The following is a 13624-nucleotide window of genomic DNA, read 5'->3' as shown; positions in this document are numbered from 1 at the left end:
GTTCAACTGCGCTGAGCACTCGGTGCTGGCGTATGCAGCTGATCGTCGCTCAGCGCATCGCGTAACCAGGCGGCAAGCCGCTCGATGCGTGGATCCGGATTGCGCCTTGCGGCGCATAGTACCCAGCGTCCGCGCGTTGGCGTAAATCCCCATGGCGCCAGCAGTCGCCCGGCGGCGATATCTGCCGCGACCAGCGGTTGCGGTGCGATTGCCACGCCCAGGCCGGCGGCGGCAGCTTCCAGCAGATAGACCAGATGTTCGAATTCGGTACCGAAGCGCAGTGCCTCGGGCGCCACGCCGTGCGCCTGCGCCCACTCCGGCCAGGCCTGCGGGCGCGAGCGTGTGTGCAGCAAGGGGTGGTCCGCCAAGGCGGCGGGCGTTTTTTCATCGATCCGGGCGGCCCGCGCTAGGTTTGGGCTCAGCACCGGGCCGATCCACTCCACTCCCAGCTCATGCACCTGCCATTCGCCTGGCCAGGGCGGGCTGTCCACCAGCAGTGCCGCATCCAGGCCATCCAGCGCCGGGCCGGGTGGTTGTTCGTTGGCCGACAGGTGCAGGCGAAGCTGCGGCAGATCCTGCTGCAGCCGGCCCAGGCGCGGGATCACCCAGCGCGCAAGCAGGCTGCCTGAGCAGCCCAATACCAATGGCGCCTCGTTGGCGGGGCGGTGCAACGCCGCCCAGGCGGCGCCGATCAGCGCAAAGCCTTCGCCGGTCGCATCGCGCAACCGGGCGCCGGCAGGCGTGAGCACCAGGCCGCGCCCCTGGCGGGTAAACAGCGCCGCGCCCAGGGCCTGTTCCAGCGCGCGCACGTGGCGGCTGATGGCGCCGTGGGTGACGTGCAGCTCCTGTGCGGCCCGGCTGACGCTCTGCAGGCGAGCGGCGGATTCGAAGGCGCGCAGCGCTGCCAGCGGCGGAAGTGGAGTGTTCATATGTGAGTCCAGATCACAGGTTGCAGCAATCTTATCGATTTATCGCTCGCCTTGGCTGCGCTAGAGTGACCACTCTCGTACGACCGCATTGCTGCAGAGGATTCCCATGTCGGCCCAGCCCATCAGTGACTTTCACGCCTATCCGGATGCTGCCGGCCACTTCGGCAAGTTCGGAGGTCGGTTCGTTGCCGAAACCTTGATCGGCCCGTTGCAGGAACTGGCTGCCGCCTACGACCAGGCGCGCCAGGACCCGGCCTTCATCGCCGAGTACGACAAGGATCTCAAGCATTACGTGGGCCGACCCAGCCCGATCTACCACGCCGAACGGCTCAGCCGCGAAGTGGGCGGCGCGCAGATCCTGCTCAAGCGCGAAGACCTGAACCATACCGGCGCGCACAAGATCAACAACACCATCGGCCAGGCGCTGCTGGCCAGCCGCATGGGCAAGACCCGCATCATCGCCGAGACCGGCGCCGGCCAGCATGGCGTGGCCAGTGCCACGGTGGCCGCGCGGCTGGGGCTGGAATGCGTGGTCTACATGGGCGCCACCGACATCGAGCGGCAGAAGATCAACGTCTACCGCATGAAGTTGCTGGGCGCGACGGTGGTGCCGGTGACCTCCGGCTCGGCCACGCTCAAGGACGCGCTGAACGAAGCGATGCGCGACTGGGTGACCAATGTGCAGGACACCTTCTACATCATCGGCACCGTGGCCGGCCCGGATCCGTATCCGCGCATGGTGCGGGACTTCAACGCGATCGTCGGGCGCGAAGCGCGTGCGCAGATGCTGGAAGACTTCGGCCGCCTGCCGGACGCGCTCAGCGCTTGCGTCGGCGGCGGCAGCAATGCGATCGGCCTGTTCCATGCCTTCCTCAACGACCCGGGTGTCAAGATCTATGGCGCCGAAGCGGCCGGCGACGGTATCGCCACCGGCCGTCATGCCGCCTCGATCGCGGCCGGGCGCCCCGGCGTGCTGCACGGCAACCGCACCTATGTGATCTGCGACGACGACGGCCAGATCACAGAAACCCATTCGATCTCCGCCGGCCTGGATTACCCGGGCGTCGGCCCGGAGCATTCGTTCCTGTCCGACAGCGGGCGCGTGGTCTACCAGGGCATCACCGACGACGAGGCGATGGCGGCGTTCCATTTGCTGGCGCATACCGAGGGCATCCTGGCCGCGCTCGAATCCAGCCATGCGGTCGCCCAGTCGATCAAGCTCGCGCGCACGCTGCCCAAGGACGCGCTGATCCTGTGCAACCTGTCCGGCCGTGGCGATAAGGACGTGCACACCATCGCCGCACGCGAAGGCGTGCAAGTCTGATGGTGCGGCGGCGGGTCACCGTCACTGCGCTGGCGGACAATCCCGGCGAACAGGAACTCCTGGACGACTGGCTGGGCCGCTGGAAGGCGCAGCTGCGCTTTCTTTCGGAAAACACCGGCTGTGGCTGCTGCCTGGACAGTTTCGATGTGGAGGTCGAGGCGGAGGCCTTGGCCGAACTACCGGCAACCATGTACCAGGACATCCAGTAACGCGGTCGCACCGCCTCTCCAACTTCTGCAAGGTCTTTCAATGCGTCGTATCGACGAAACCTTCCAACGTCTGCGTGCCGACGGCCGCAAGGCGCTCATTCCCTTCATCACCGCCGGCGACCCATCGCTGGAGGCCACCGTGCCGGTGATGCATGCGCTGGTGCGTGCCGGTGCCGACGTCATCGAACTCGGTGTGCCGTTTTCCGACCCGATGGCTGACGGCCCCACCATCCAACGCAGTTCCGAACGCGCGCTGGGCCGTGGTGCCGGCCTGGCCTATGTGCTGGAAGCGGTGCATGAATTCCGCCGCGAGGACGCCACCACGCCGGTGGTGCTGATGGGCTACCTCAACCCGATCGAAATCCACGGCACGCGGCGCTTCGCCGAAGCCGCGGTCGCTGCCGGCGTGGATGGCCTGCTGTTGGTCGACCTGCCTCCCGAGGAAGCGGCCGAGACCCGCGAAATCTTCACCGAGGTCGGCCTGGCGTTGATCGCGCTGGCCTCGCCGACCACCAGCGAGCAGCGTCTGGACATGCTGTGCAGCAGCGCCCAGGGCTATCTGTATTACGTCAGCTTCGCCGGCGTCACCGGCGCCTCGAATCTGCTCGACACCACCGCGGCGGGCGATCGCCTGCGCCAGCTACGCCGGCGTGCCGGCGCCCCGGTGGTGGCCGGTTTCGGTATCAAGGACGCCGCCAGCGCCGCCGCCATGGCCGTGGATGCCGAAGGCGTGGTGGTCGGCAGCGCCCTGGTCGCCGCGCTGGCCGACGCCGCCGACGTGCGCGCTGCCCGCGAATGCGCCGAGGCCTTTCTGACGCCGCTCCGCCAGGCGCTGGACCAGCACTAGGAACGAAGCTCCTTTTGCGGGGAAGAGGAACTGTGTGGATCCCCCGGCGCGCTCTGCCCCCATCCGCCCTTCGGGCACCTTCCCCCGCAGGCGGGAGAAGGCAGGCGATTGGTCGTTGCGGTGTAGCGGCAGGAGAAGGCAGGCATTGGTCGTTGCGGTGTAGCTGCGGGGTCGGCAGACGATCGATTGTCGCAGTGGAGTCCCTCTCCCGCTTGCGGGAGAGGGGTTGGGGTGAGGGCGTGGGGGGGTGAGGGCGTGAAGGCCGCAGGCAACGCCAAGTGCATCCCGACCACAAGCTCCGCAAGTCAGAACGCGTGCGACGCAGCCCCCCGCCTTTCCTCCAAGCCCCCGCGCAACCACTACCGCGCTGGCCCAAGCCTGCGAATTGCCACCGCAACCCCATATTCATCCTCTGCGCTACCTCGGCCTTCCCGCAGCGCGTTAGACTGTCGCCCCTCTGCGGCCCGTGCGGCCGCCCTGCATGGATTGTCATACACGCATGAGCTGGCTCAGCAAATTGATGCCCTCCGGCATCCGCACCGAGAACACCCCGGCCAAGAAGCGCAGCGTCCCCGAGGGCCTGTGGGAGAAGTGCAGCAACTGCGGCAGCGCGCTGTACGGGCCCGAGCTCGAGGAAAACCTGGAGGTGTGTCCGAAGTGCGACCACCACATGGCGATCCGCGCGCGCGCGCGCCTGTCGGCCCTGTTCGATGTGGATAGCCCGCTCACCGAAATCGCCGCCCAGCTCGGCCCGGTCGACGTGCTCAAGTTCAAGGACCAGAAGCGCTACGGCGAGCGCATCAAGGCCAGCCAGAAAAGCAGCGGCGAGTACGACGCCTTGATCGCCGTGCGCGGCATGCTCAAGGGCAATCCACTGGTCGCTGCCGCATTCGATTTCGCCTTCATGGGCGGCTCGATGGGCTCGGTGGTCGGTGAGCGCTTCGCACGTGCGGCCGAAGTGGCACTGGAAGTCGGCTGCCCGTTCGTGTGCTTCTCCGCCAGCGGCGGCGCGCGCATGCAGGAAGGCCTGTTCTCGCTGATGCAGATGGCCAAGACCTCCGCCGCGCTCGGTCGCCTGCGCGAAGCGGGCCTGCCGTACATCTCGGTACTGACCCATCCCACTACCGGTGGCGTGTCGGCCTCGTTCGCGATGCTGGGTGACATCAACATCGCCGAGCCGCATGCATTGATCGGCTTCGCCGGCCCGCGCGTGATCGAACAGACCGTGCGCGAGACCTTGCCGGAAGGCTTCCAGCGCTCGGAATTCCTGCTCGATCACGGCGCCATCGATCAGATCTGCGACCGCCGTGACCTGCGCGACCGGATTGCCGAGTTGACCACGATGATGATGCGTCAGCCGCATCCGCAAGACGCGGCCGCATGAGCCGAGTCGTTGCGCGATCGCGCGACACCGTCGCACGCGTCGTGGCGCGTGCGTCCACCCGTTAGGCAGGAACACCGCAGCGCATGAGCAGTCGTAAGTATTTTGGCACCGACGGCATCCGCGGTCGGGTCGGGCAGGGCGTGATCTCGGCCGATTTCGTATTGCGGCTGGGTAACGCGCTTGGCCGCGTGCTCACCCGGGGACGCAGCAAGCGCCCGTTGGTGTTGATCGGCAAGGACACCCGCATTTCCGGCTACATGTTCGAAGCCGCGTTGGAAGCCGGTCTGGTCGCCGCAGGCGCCGACGTGCAGTTGATCGGCCCGATGCCGACCCCGGCCATCGCCTTCCTGACCAACACGCTGCGCGCCGACGCTGGCGTGGTGATCAGTGCGTCGCACAACCCGCATTACGACAACGGCATCAAGTTCTTTTCCGCCGAAGGCGAGAAGCTCGACGACGCGACCGAAGCGGCGATCGAAGCCGCGCTGGACGAGCCGTTCCACACGGTGGAGTCCGAGCACCTGGGCAAGGCGATCCGCACCCGCGACGCGATCGGCCGCTACATCGAATTCTGCAAGGCCAGCGTGCCGCGCGGGTTCACGCTGCACGGAGTGAAGATGGTGCTGGATTGCGCGCATGGCGCGACCTACCACATCGCCCCGATGCTGTTCCGCGAGTTGGGTGCGGACGTGGTGGTCATCGGCGCGGCGCCGGACGGGCTCAATATCAACGCAGGTGTCGGCTCCACGCATATCGACAACCTCGCCGCCAAGGTGCGCGAGAGTGGCGCCCAGCTCGGCATCGCCTTCGACGGCGACGGCGACCGCGTGCTGATGGCCGACGACCAGGGCAATCCGGTCGATGGCGACGACCTGCTCTACATCCTGGCACGCTCGTGGCAGGCCAGCGGCCGGCTCACCGGCACGGTGGTCGGCACCTTGATGACCAACTACGGCCTGGAACAGGCGCTGGCCGCATTGAACATCCCGTTCCAGCGCGCCAAGGTCGGCGACCGTTATGTGCACCAGGCCCTGGTCGAAGGCAGCGGCACCTTGGGCGGAGAGACCTCCGGCCATTTGCTGTGCCTGGACCGTGCCACCACCGGCGACGGCATCGTCAGCGCGTTGCAGGTGCTCGAAGCGCTGGGCCGCGATGGGCACAGCCTGCGCGAGGCCTTGAGCGGGCTGGCCAAGGTGCCGCAGAAGACCGTCAACGTGCGGCTGCAGGGCGGCGCGGCCAAGGCCGTCGTGGATGCGACCGGCGTGCAGCAGGCGCTGCAGCAGGCGCAAGCCGCCGTGCAGGGCCGTGGGCGTGCGTTCCTGCGTCCGTCCGGCACCGAGCCGGTGGTGCGCGTGACCGTGGAAGCCGACGACGCCGGCCTGATGCAGGACACCCTCGACCGACTCTCCGGAGCAGTGCGTGACGCGGCGTGAGTCGATCGTCATTGGCGTGTGCGTGGTCGTGGCCAAGGCCGCGACGTTCTACCTGCTGTATCGCCTGCTGATCTGATTGGCTGGCCATTGCTGTTTCGCCCTTTTCGACCTCGACTGCAGATATCCGTATGAGCGCCCGCATCCCGACCCTGGACATCACCCGTTTCGACAGCGACCGCGACGCCTTCGTCGCCGAGCTCGGTTCGGCCTATCGGCAGTGGGGCTTTGCCGGCATCCGCAATCACGGCATCGCGCAGGCCGACATCGACGGTGCGTATGACGTGTTCAAGGCGTTCTTCGCGCTGCCGGAAGAGGTGAAGCGTCGCTATCACGTGCCCGGCAGCGGCGGCGCGCGGGGCTATACCGCGTTCGGCGTGGAGACCGCCAAGGATTCCAAGCATTTCGATCTGAAGGAGTTCTGGCACATCGGCCGCGAAATCCCGGACGACTCGCCGTACCGCGAGGTGATGCAGCCGAACCTGTGGCCAGACGAAGTGCCCGATTTCCGCGCGCGTGGCTATCGGTTGTACCAGCAGCTGGATCAACTGGGGTCGCGCGTGCTGTCGGCATTGGCGCTGCATATCGGCCTGCCGCAGGACTATTTCGTCGACAAGACCAATCACGGCAATTCGATCCTGCGACCGATCCATTACCCGCCGATCACCAGCGACGACATTCCCAATGTGCGCGCCGGCGCGCATGGCGACATCAACTTCATCACCCTGCTGGTCGGCGCCAGCGCCGCTGGCCTGGAAGTGCGCTCCAACGATGGCGAGTGGGTGCCGTTCACCGCCGACGCCGACACCATCGTGGTCAACATCGGCGACATGCTGCAGCGCCTGACCAACCATGTGTATCCGTCCACCATCCATCGCGTGGTCAATCCGCCGGGCGAGCAAGCGCGCAAGCCGCGTTACTCGGTGCCGTTCTTCCTGCACCCCAATCCGGATTTCCTGATCGACGTGCTGCCTTCGTGCATCAGTGCCGACAATCCCAGCCGTTATCCCGAGCCGATCACCGCGCATGGTTTTCTGGAAGAACGTCTGCGCGAAATCAAACTGAAGTAACGCGCCGTTTGCATCGATTACGGCAAGGCGCGCAGCGATGCGCGCCTTGCAAGCAATGACCGATTGCACAGTTTGATTCACCGATAATCGCTCGCGTCCGGTTAAAGCTTGCGTTCACCTCGGCCGATAACCCAGTCTGATCGCGAGCGCGATGTCGGACTTGGCCGGCGTCCGCTGCAGAGTGCAATGGGGGCGCGGGTTCATGCGAAAGCAGAGAGTGAAACGGGTAGGGTTTGGTTGCTTGCTGCTGGCCGCCGCTGTTGCGACCTCGGCGATGGCGACTGCGGTCAGCGTGACCGTGGTCGATGCCAATGGCATGTTGGTCGATGCGGTGGTGAGTCTGGAGCCGGCGCGTCCGGCTGCCGCGACGGCAGCCAAGACCGTCGAGATGGATCAGGTCAATTCGCAGTTCGTGCCGGCCGTGTTGGCGGTGCGCACCGGCACCCTGGTGCGGTTTCCGAACAACGATCAGATCCAGCATCAGGTGTATTCGTTCTCTGCCGCAAAACGCTTCGAATTGCCGCTGTTTCAGGGCAGCACGGCGACACCGGTGCGGTTCGATCAAGCCGGCCTGGTGACCGTTGGCTGCAATATCCATGACTGGATGCTGGGCTATATCGTGGTGCTGGAAACGCCTTACTTCGGCAAGACCGGCAGCGACGGGCGCGTGCAGCTCGATGCGCCTGCAGGCAGCTACACATTGCGGGTATGGCATCCGCGCATCAAGGGCGCCCCGGCGGCCGAGCCATTGCTGCTCGCACGCGATGCCGTGCAGCGCCGTGTGGTCCTGCAGACCACTGGTGCCGCCCCGATGGTCGCCCCGCCGGATCCGCGCGTGCGCGCGTTGCAGGATAAATTCCGCCGCGCCGATCCGAAGAAGCCGCAACCGTGAAGGCGATGCGCTTGCATACCCGCATCGCGGCCTTGCTTGTGTTGGTCGTGCTCGCGACGCAGGCGTTGACCTTCATCGCGGTGCAGGTGGCGACCGAGCGTAGCGTCAAGGCGCAGCTCGGCGAAGAACTGCTGATCGGCGAGCGCGTCTGGCAACGCATCAATATGCGGCGCGATGAACAACTGACGCAGGCGGCCTCGGTGCTTGCCGACGACTTCGGTTTCCGCGCGGCGGTGGCCAGTGGCGATGTGCCGACCATGCAATCGGCACTGCGCAACCATGCCGCGCGCATGTCGGCGCAGACCGCCGTGCTGTTGTCGCCGGATGGCGAATTCCTGACCGGGCTGGCCGACGTCCCGCAGGCCGAGCAATTGCGTGCAGTGCAGGTCTTGCTGCAGCAGGCGCAGCGCGATGGGCATGCGGTTGGCGTGGTCGCGTTGGACCGGCAGATCGTGCGGTTGGCGGTGGTGCAGGTGCTGGCGCCCGCCCGCGTGGGCTGGATCGCGATCGGCAACGAATCCGGCGATGGCCTGGCGCAGGATTTCCGTAGCACCACCGGGTTGGATGCCACCTTCTTTACCGATGGCCCACCCGTGCGCGTGCTGGCCTCCACCCTGGAGCCGGCGGCGCGTGCGGAATTCGCGCGACAGTTGCCCGACGCGGAGCATGTGCAGGCGGCGTCGATTCCATTGACGCTGGGGCAGTCGCGTTATCTGGTCAAACTGCAATCGGTCCAGGGCGATAGTCATGTGCGGGTTGCGTTGCAGGCATCGCTGGATCGCGCGGTGGCGCCGTATCGCATTCTCAAGTTGCGCATCCTGCTGCTGGCCGGGCTGGCGACCGCTTCCGCGCTCGCAGTGGCGATCTTTCTGGCGCGCAGTGTGAGCAAGCCCGTTGCGCAACTGGTACAGGCGGCACGGCGCATCCAGCGCGGCGATTACCACACCGCGCTCGAAGTGCCGCCGGGCCGCGAGCTGGCCGAGCTGGCCGACAGTTTCGGGCGCATGCAGCACCAGATCGCCAGTCGCGAGCAGCACATCCTGCATCAGGCACGCCACGATGCGCTGACCGGGCTGCCCAATCGGATCTGGTTGCTGGAGCGGCTGCAACAGGTGGTCGATCAGACTGTAGCCTGCGGCGGCACCGCGGCGGTGCTGATCCTGGACCTGGAACGCTTCAAGGAACTCAATGACAGCCTGGGCCACGATTTTGCCGATCAGGTGCTGGTCGAAGCCGGGAGTCGGCTTTCCGAAGTGGTGCAGGAGCCCAATCTGGTCGGGCGCCTGGGCAGCGATGAATTCATGGTGGTGGTGGCGCACGCCGATGCGGCCACCGTGCAGCAGGATGCGCAGCGCCTGCTGCTGCAGTTGCGCCGCCCGTTGGCCTTGCCGCAGGCACGTATCCAGCTGGAAGCCAGTATCGGGATTGCCTTGATTCCCGAGCATGGTGCCGACCCGGACACCCTGTTGCGGCGCGCCGACATTGCGCGCCGTCAAGGCGGCAACGTCACCACCGTCGGCGCCAGCGTGTATCGGCTGGGCCAGGACGAGCAGCATCTGCGGCGCTTGCGCCTGACCGGCGATCTGCGCCAGGCCGTCGGCGACAACGAGTTGACCTTGCGCTTCCAGCCGAAGATCTGCCTGCGCAGCGACCAGGTCGAACAGGTCGAGGTGCTGATGCGCTGGCACCATCCTGTGCTCGGTGCGATCGGCCCGGACGAATTCATTCCACTGGCCGAGCACTCCGGCGTGATCCATTCGCTGACCCGCTACGTGCTGGACGAGGCCTTGCGCTGCCAGGCGAAATGGCGCAAGCAGGGACTGGAACTGGGGATGGCGATCAATCTGTCTGCGCTGGATCTGTCCGACCCCGGCTTGCCCGATTTCGTGCGTGCCCGCCTCGAAGGGCATGCGGTGCCGGCGCAGTCCGTCACGCTGGAATTGACCGAAAGCGCCTTGATGCGCGACGTGGAATCGGCGCTGCATATGCTGCACCAGTTGCGTAGCGTCGGCGTGCGCCTGTCCATCGACGACTTCGGTACCGGCTATTCCTCGTTGGCTCAACTCAAGCGCATGCCGGTGAACGAATTGAAGATCGACAAGAGCTTCGTCATGCAGTTGGCAGAAGGCACCGACGATGCCTTCATCGTGCGCAGCACGATCGATCTGGGCCATAACCTGGGGTTGAGCGTGATTGCCGAAGGTGTCGAGAACGACACCGCGTTGGGGCTGTTGCGCAGCTACGGCTGCGATATGGTGCAGGGCTATCTGTACGCGCCGCCGTTGGAGGAAGCGCCGTTGGTGGCCTGGTGCATGCGTCAACTCGGCAGGACGCCGATGGCGCAGGCAGGAGCGCACCGATGAGGCAGCGCCTGCGCAACGCACTGACCGTTGCCGTGTTCGCCGCTGTGCTGGTGCCGGCGCTTGGCATCGCCGGCGACGGGCGTCTGCTCGCCACCGGCGGGGTGTCGACGATCGAAGGCAGCGGCGGTGGCGGCATCGTGCCGTGGGCCACGTTGTCCGGCTATGGCACACGCGACGAACTGGGCACGGTGCTGTTCGCCACGCATGTGGACAGCGGCGATTACCGGCTCGATGTGCAGGGCGCTGCGCTCACTGTCGGCAACCGCCTGGAACTCTCGCTGGCCCGGCAGCGGCTGGATCTGAGGACGCTGCAGGATCGCCTGGGTCTACCGTGGAATGCGCTCGGTCAGGATGTGTTCGGCGCCAAGCTGCGCTTGCACGGTGATCTGGTGTACGGGCGGGCGCCGCAGGTCAGCGTGGGGGTGCAATACAAGCGGCTGCGCGATGGCACGCTGCCGTTGGCGATCGGCGCGCGCGACGATCACGGCACCGATGTCTACCTCAGCGCCAGCCGGTTGTTGCTGCAAGGGGCGGGCGGTTATCAGCTGCTGCTCAACGGCACGCTACGCGCCACCCGCGCCAATCAGACCGGCTTGCTCGGCTTCGGCGGCGATCGTCGCAACGGTTATCGACTTGTAGCGGAAGCCAGTGCCGCAGTCGTGCTGTCGCCGTCGTGGGTAGTGGGTGTGGAATATCGCGACAAGCCGAACAACCTGGGTTTTGCGCGCGAGCAGGCCTGGGCGGATGGATTTGTCGCCTGGTTTCCCAGCAAGCATGTGTCGTTGACCGCCGCCTGGGCCGAGCTGGGCGATATCGCCACGCTGACCGATCAACGCGGTCCCTATCTTTCCTTGCAGGTAGCGTTCTGATGAAACGACGGCTGCGCTGGTCCTTGCTGTGCGTGCTGGGCCTGATGAGTGCCTGCGCCACCACGCAGCCGCGCCCCACGCTCTACGACGAACTCGGCGGACAGGCCGGAATCGAGGCGCTGGTGGAAACCATGTTGTCGCGTATTGCCGACGATCAACGCATCGTCGACAAGTTCGCGCGCGTCAATATCGTGATGCTCAACGAGCGCCTGGTACAGAAGTTCTGCCATGTCAGCGACGGACCGTGCCCGGATACTGCCAAGTCGATGAAACAGGCGCATGCGCATCTGGCGATACGCGAAGGCGACTTCAACGCCCTGGTCGAGGATCTGAACTGGGCGATGGATCAACGGCAGATTCCGCGCCGCACGCAGAATCGCTTGCTCGCGCGGCTGGCCGCCATGCATGGCGAGATCGTCAACCACTGAGGGTGGCTGCTTGCACCGCCGCAAAGGCGCGAACAGTCCCGATGCTTGGTGCAGCATGTGCCATGCCTGTGCCGTGGGGATTGCGCACGATTCTATCCTGACGACCGCTGACACCGCGGTGTCAGCCGCCCGACGTCGTGGAAACGCGTGTGGGCGAAAGTGCACGTGCACGATGTCGCGGCCAATCGACGCACAACGTCTTTAATCCAATGGACGCACCCGATGCGAGCCGCGCGCCATCAGGCGCAATGCCAGCGCATGCGGTAGCAGGTGCAGTGCGGCGTTGACCAACCGATAACGCCATCCCGGCACCGCCAGCACTTGGCCGCGCTCCAGTGCCTTGATGCCGTACTCGGCCACATCGTCGGCCTGCAGCCACGCCCAGCGGGGCAGGGCGGACATCGCCGCGCGGGTGCCGGTCACATCGTGGAATTCCGACCACGCAAATCCGGGGCACAGCGCGCAGACCTTGACCGCGCAGTCGGCGTTTTCCAGCGCCAGCGATTCGCTGAAGCGCAGCATGAAGCTCTTGCTGGCTGCGTACAGCGTCTGTCCATCGGCGCTGGGTGTCAGCGCGGCAAACGAGGCCACGTTGAGAATGCGGCCCTGGCCGCTGGCGCGAATCATCGGCAGCAGTCGCCAGGTCAGCTCGCACACCGTACCGACCATGACCTGCAGAAAGCGCGCATGCGTGGCCCAGTCGTTATGTTGATAACGGCCCGGCACGCCGTAGCCGGCGTTATTGACCAGCGTTCCCACCGTCCAGCCGTTGCGCTGAATCTGCGTTACCAACGTTTCCACCGCCGCGGGGTCGGCCAGGTCGGCGGGCAGCACTTCCACTCGCACCTGCGCGCGCAATTCGTCGGCCAATGCCTGCAACCGATCCACCCGGCGCGCGGTCAACAGGAGCGGCACACCGCGCCTGGCGTAAGCCCGCGCAATTTCCCGTCCGATGCCGCTGGAGGCGCCAGTGACCAATGCGAAGACAGGCGAAACGGACATGGCGGGTTCCTGCTGCAGGAGGGAGGGGACAGGCAATGGACAGAAGTGTGCCGGTTGCCGACAACGCATGGGCTATTCTGTGGGCTGTCTTCCACTCAGGAACCTGCACCTGATGCGTCGAAAGATCGTTGCCGGAAATTGGAAACTGCATGGCAGCCGCACCTTCGCCACCGAACTGGTGGCCAAAGTCGCCGCGCACATGCCCCTGGAGGGTGTCGATGTCGTCATCCTGCCGCCACTGCCTTACCTGGGCGACCTCATCGAGGACTTCGAAGCGCATCACCTGTTCTTTGGAGCCCAGGACGTCAGCAGCAACGAGAAGGGCGCCTACACCGGCGAGGTCTCGGCGACCATGCTGGTCGATGTCGGTGCGCAATACGGGCTGGTCGGCCACTCCGAACGCCGTCAATACCATCAGGAGACCAGCGAGTTGGTGGCGCGCAAGTTCGCTGCCGCCATCCACGCCGGGCTGATTCCGGTGCTGTGCGTGGGCGAGTCGCTGGAACAGCGCGAAGCCGACCAGACCGAGGCGGTGCTGCGTGCCCAGCTCGAACCAGTGCTGGCGTTGGTGGGGAGCGAGGGCTTCGCGCGGGCGGTGCTGGCCTACGAACCGATCTGGGCCATTGGCACCGGCCGTACCGCCAGCCCGGAACAGGCCCAGGCCGTGCATGCGTTCCTGCGTGGCGAAGTCGCAAAGGCGGATGCTAGAATTGCCGATTCGCTGCCAATCCTGTACGGGGGCAGTGTCAAGCCCGACAACGCCCATGAGCTGTTCGCGCAGCCTGACGTCGATGGTGGGCTGGTCGGAGGCGCGTCACTGGTCGCCGAAGATTTCCTGGCCATCGCACGCGCGGCGGCCGCTTGTTAACCCATTAAG

At 66.0% G+C, this 13624-nt stretch carries 13 protein-coding genes; 11 read left to right on the top strand and 2 right to left on the bottom strand.

The window, feature by feature from the left end; genetic code table 11:
* Positions 1 to 2: 2 nt before the first annotated feature.
* A complete protein-coding gene (locus GGR61_RS16655; RefSeq protein ID WP_184622753.1) occupies positions 3 to 929 on the bottom strand; it encodes a LysR family transcriptional regulator in 927 nt (308 codons plus the stop codon).
* A gap of 106 nt (positions 930 to 1035) precedes the next feature.
* On the opposite strand from GGR61_RS16655, the gene trpB reads away from it, so the two are divergent.
* The 10 genes from trpB to GGR61_RS16605 all read left to right on the top strand — a co-directional run bounded on the left by trpB (position 1036) and on the right by GGR61_RS16605 (position 11745).
* Positions 1036 to 2253 carry a tryptophan synthase subunit beta gene (gene trpB, locus GGR61_RS16650; RefSeq protein WP_184622751.1) on the top strand — a complete coding sequence of 406 codons (1218 nt, stop codon included), beginning with the start codon at positions 1036 to 1038 and terminating at the stop codon, positions 2251 to 2253.
* A complete protein-coding gene (locus GGR61_RS16645) occupies positions 2253 to 2462 on the top strand; it encodes a hypothetical protein (protein WP_184406776.1) in 210 nt (69 codons plus the stop codon). Before trpB ends, GGR61_RS16645 begins: the two co-directional genes overlap by 1 nt.
* Before the next feature lie 40 nt (positions 2463 to 2502).
* A complete protein-coding gene (trpA, locus tag GGR61_RS16640) occupies positions 2503 to 3309 on the top strand; it encodes a tryptophan synthase subunit alpha (protein ID WP_184406777.1) in 807 nt (268 codons plus the stop codon).
* Positions 3310 to 3808: 499 nt separating this feature from the next.
* The gene (gene accD / locus GGR61_RS16635) at positions 3809 to 4693 is read left to right on the top strand and encodes an acetyl-CoA carboxylase, carboxyltransferase subunit beta (protein WP_184406778.1); all 885 of its coding nucleotides are present in this window, start codon (positions 3809 to 3811) and stop codon (positions 4691 to 4693) included.
* A gap of 83 nt (positions 4694 to 4776) precedes the next feature.
* Complete coding sequence (glmM, locus tag GGR61_RS16630) at positions 4777 to 6126, top strand: phosphoglucosamine mutase (protein ID WP_184622749.1); 1350 nt, start codon at positions 4777 to 4779, stop codon at positions 6124 to 6126.
* A 128-nt stretch (positions 6127 to 6254) separates the two neighbouring features.
* Positions 6255 to 7193 (top strand): isopenicillin N synthase family oxygenase, encoded by a 939-nt coding sequence (locus GGR61_RS16625; RefSeq protein ID WP_184622747.1) that lies wholly within the window; start codon positions 6255 to 6257, stop codon positions 7191 to 7193.
* Positions 7194 to 7395: 202 nt separating this feature from the next.
* Positions 7396 to 8085 (top strand): methylamine utilization protein, encoded by a 690-nt coding sequence (locus GGR61_RS16620; RefSeq protein WP_184406781.1) that lies wholly within the window; start codon positions 7396 to 7398, stop codon positions 8083 to 8085.
* The gene (locus tag GGR61_RS16615; protein WP_184622745.1) at positions 8082 to 10448 is read left to right on the top strand and encodes an EAL domain-containing protein; all 2367 of its coding nucleotides are present in this window, start codon (positions 8082 to 8084) and stop codon (positions 10446 to 10448) included. The genes GGR61_RS16620 and GGR61_RS16615 overlap by 4 nt, the downstream gene beginning before the upstream one ends.
* A complete protein-coding gene (locus GGR61_RS16610; RefSeq protein WP_221237419.1) occupies positions 10445 to 11317 on the top strand; it encodes a DUF3034 family protein in 873 nt (290 codons plus the stop codon). The genes GGR61_RS16615 and GGR61_RS16610 overlap by 4 nt, the downstream gene beginning before the upstream one ends.
* Entirely contained in the window at positions 11317 to 11745 is a 429-nt protein-coding gene (locus GGR61_RS16605; protein WP_184406784.1) for a group 1 truncated hemoglobin, read from the top strand. Before GGR61_RS16610 ends, GGR61_RS16605 begins: the two co-directional genes overlap by 1 nt.
* Before the next feature lie 201 nt (positions 11746 to 11946).
* On the opposite strand, the gene GGR61_RS16600 is transcribed toward GGR61_RS16605, so the two are convergent.
* Entirely contained in the window at positions 11947 to 12747 is an 801-nt protein-coding gene (locus GGR61_RS16600; protein ID WP_184622742.1) for an SDR family oxidoreductase, read from the bottom strand.
* A gap of 112 nt (positions 12748 to 12859) precedes the next feature.
* On the opposite strand from GGR61_RS16600, the gene tpiA reads away from it, so the two are divergent.
* On the top strand, positions 12860 to 13615 hold the full coding sequence (gene tpiA / locus GGR61_RS16595; RefSeq protein WP_184622741.1) for a triose-phosphate isomerase: 756 nt from the start codon (positions 12860 to 12862) through the stop codon (positions 13613 to 13615).
* Positions 13616 to 13624: the final 9 nt, after the last annotated feature.

Source organism: Xanthomonas sp. 3058, assembly GCF_014199765.1.
GTDB lineage: Bacteria > Pseudomonadota > Gammaproteobacteria > Xanthomonadales > Xanthomonadaceae > Xanthomonas > Xanthomonas campestris_B.
This window is presented reverse-complemented; position numbering and strand designations above follow the sequence as displayed.

Bases quoted from the DNA above. Each gene is read 5' to 3' on its own strand.
- GGR61_RS16655 (WP_184622753.1), bottom strand. From the start codon at position 929: ATGAACACTCCACTTCCGCCGCTGGCAGCGCTGCGCGCCTTCGAATCC.
- trpB (WP_184622751.1), top strand. From the start codon at position 1,036: ATGTCGGCCCAGCCCATCAGTGACTTTCACGCCTATCCGGATGCTGCC.
- GGR61_RS16645 (WP_184406776.1), top strand. From the start codon at position 2,253: ATGGTGCGGCGGCGGGTCACCGTCACTGCGCTGGCGGACAATCCCGGC.
- trpA (WP_184406777.1), top strand. From the start codon at position 2,503: ATGCGTCGTATCGACGAAACCTTCCAACGTCTGCGTGCCGACGGCCGC.
- accD (WP_184406778.1), top strand. From the start codon at position 3,809: ATGAGCTGGCTCAGCAAATTGATGCCCTCCGGCATCCGCACCGAGAAC.
- glmM (WP_184622749.1), top strand. From the start codon at position 4,777: ATGAGCAGTCGTAAGTATTTTGGCACCGACGGCATCCGCGGTCGGGTC.
- GGR61_RS16625 (WP_184622747.1), top strand. From the start codon at position 6,255: ATGAGCGCCCGCATCCCGACCCTGGACATCACCCGTTTCGACAGCGAC.
- GGR61_RS16620 (WP_184406781.1), top strand. From the start codon at position 7,396: ATGCGAAAGCAGAGAGTGAAACGGGTAGGGTTTGGTTGCTTGCTGCTG.
- GGR61_RS16610 (WP_221237419.1), top strand. From the start codon at position 10,445: ATGAGGCAGCGCCTGCGCAACGCACTGACCGTTGCCGTGTTCGCCGCT.
- GGR61_RS16605 (WP_184406784.1), top strand. From the start codon at position 11,317: ATGAAACGACGGCTGCGCTGGTCCTTGCTGTGCGTGCTGGGCCTGATG.
- GGR61_RS16600 (WP_184622742.1), bottom strand. From the start codon at position 12,747: ATGTCCGTTTCGCCTGTCTTCGCATTGGTCACTGGCGCCTCCAGCGGC.
- tpiA (WP_184622741.1), top strand. From the start codon at position 12,860: ATGCGTCGAAAGATCGTTGCCGGAAATTGGAAACTGCATGGCAGCCGC.